This window comes from Rhizobium sp. RAF36 (assembly GCF_052114105.1).
Taxonomy (GTDB): Bacteria; Pseudomonadota; Alphaproteobacteria; order Rhizobiales; family Rhizobiaceae; genus Rhizobium.
Genome location: NZ_JBFREC010000022.1, coordinates 1 through 2,075, shown reverse-complemented (window position 1 = coordinate 2,075; position 2,075 = coordinate 1). Strand labels below are relative to the sequence as shown.

The 2,075-nt window shown below is 62.1% G+C and carries 1 pseudogene; it reads right to left on the bottom strand.

Annotated elements, in window-relative coordinates:
• Positions 1-2,075 (bottom strand): annotated as a pseudogene (locus tag AB4Z25_RS29300) (hypothetical protein); the annotation flags it as partial.

Sequence of the window (2,075 nt, the reverse complement as noted above, 5' to 3'; positions counted from 1 at the left end):
GTGAGCGAGCCGACCTGGGCAGCCGACAATGCGCCGATCTGATCATCGGTGAACTTGGCAAGCTGGCCAGACGTGAAGGCAGTGATCTGCTTGGTCGTGACCTGCTTGAGCTGGTCGGTGCTGAGCTTGCCGACCTGGCTTTCGCTGAGGACGGCGATGGCTTCATTCTTCAGGCCAGGGATTGCCTTGGTGCTGAGACCCGCAACTGCATCGTCCGTCAGCTTGGTGATGTTCGTGGCGCTGAAGCCTGCGGCCTGCACAACTGTCAACAGAGCGCTCTGGCCTGCGGTGATGCCGGCAACCTGATCAGCGGTCATCGCCGTGATCTGCGTAGCCTTGAGGCCAGCAACAGCAGCATTGCTGAGCTTGCCGATCTGACCGGCGGTCAGGCCACCRATCTGGTCGTTGGTGAGCGAGCCGACCTGGGCAGCCGACAATGCGCCGATCTGATCATCGGTGAACTTGGCAAGCTGGCCAGACGTGAAGGCAGTGATCTGCTTGGTGGTGACCTGCTTGAGCTGGTCCGTGCTGAGCTTGCCAACCTGGCTTTCGGTGAGAGCGGCAATTGCCTCATTGCTCAGACCGGGGATCGCCTTCGGGCTGAGGGCAGCGATTTCATCATCGGAGAACTTCTTGATGTCATCGGCACTGAGAGCACCGACCTGGGCCGCCGTCAGTGCGCCAGCCTGAGCAACGCTCAGACCTTCGAGCTGCGTGTCGCTCATGCCGCTGATCTGCGATGCCTTCAGACCGCCCACCGCAGCGTTGCTGAGCTTGCCGATCTGAGCAGCCGAAAGACCGACAATCTGCGCATCGGAGAGAGAGCCGACCTGGGCTGCCGTCAGAGCACCCATCTGATCGTCGGTGAACTTGCCGAGCTGGCCAGCCGTGAAGGCGGTAACCTGCTTCGGCGTCATCACCTTGATCTGGTCGGCGCTGAGCTTGCCGACCTGGCTTTCGCTGAGGACGGCAATCGCTTCGTTCTTCAGGCTCGGGAGAGCCTTCGTGGTCAGGCCCGCAACTGCATCGTCGGTCAGCTTGGTGATGTTGGTGGCGCTGAAGCCCGCAACCTGCGCAGCCGTCAGCAGAGCGCTCTGGCCTGCGGTGATGCCGGCAACCTGATCGGCAGTCATCGCCGTGATCTGCGTAGCCTTGAGGCCAGCAACAGCAGCATTGCTGAGCTTGCCGATCTGACCAGCAGTCAGGCCACCGATCTGGTCGTTGGTGAGTGCGCCGACCTGGGCAGCCGACAATGCGCCGATCTGATCATCGGTGAACTTGGCAAGCTGGCCAGACGTGAAGGCGGTGATCTGCTTGGTCGTGACCTGCTTGAGCTGGTCCGTGCTGAGCTTGCCAACCTGGCTTTCGGTGAGAGCGGCAATTGCTTCGTTCTTCAGGCCAGGGATTGCCTTCGGGCTGAGGGCAGCAATTTCGTCGTCGGAGAACTTCTTGATGTCGTCGGCGCTCAGAGCACCGACCTGGGCCGCCGTCAGTGCGCCAGCCTGAGCAACGCTCAGACCTTCGAGCTGCGTGTCGCTCATGCCGCTGATCTGCGATGCCTTCAGACCGCCCACCGCAGCGTTGCTGAGCTTGCCGATCTGAGCAGCCGAGAGACCGACGATCTGCGTGTCGGAGAGAGAACCGACCTGGGCTGCCGTCAGAGCACCCATCTGATCGTCGGTGAACTTGCCGAGCTGGCCAGCCGTGAACGCGGTAACCTGCTTCGGCGTCATCACCTTGATCTGGTCGGCGCTGAGCTTGCCGATCTGGCTGTCGCTGAGAACAGCGATCGCTTCGTTCTTCAGGCTCGGGAGAGCCTTCGTGGTCAGGCCAGCAACCGCATCGTCGGTCAGCTTGGTGATGTTCGTGGCGCTGAAGCCTGCAACCTGCGCAGCCGTCAGCAGAGCACTCTGGCCTGCGGTGATACCGGCAACCTGATCGGCAGTCATCGCCGTGATCTGCGTGGCCTTGAGGCCAGCGACAGCAGCATTGCTGAGCTTGCCGATCTGACCGGCGGTCAGGCCACCGATCTGGTCGTTGGTGAGCGAGCCGACCTGGGCAGCCGACAATGCGCC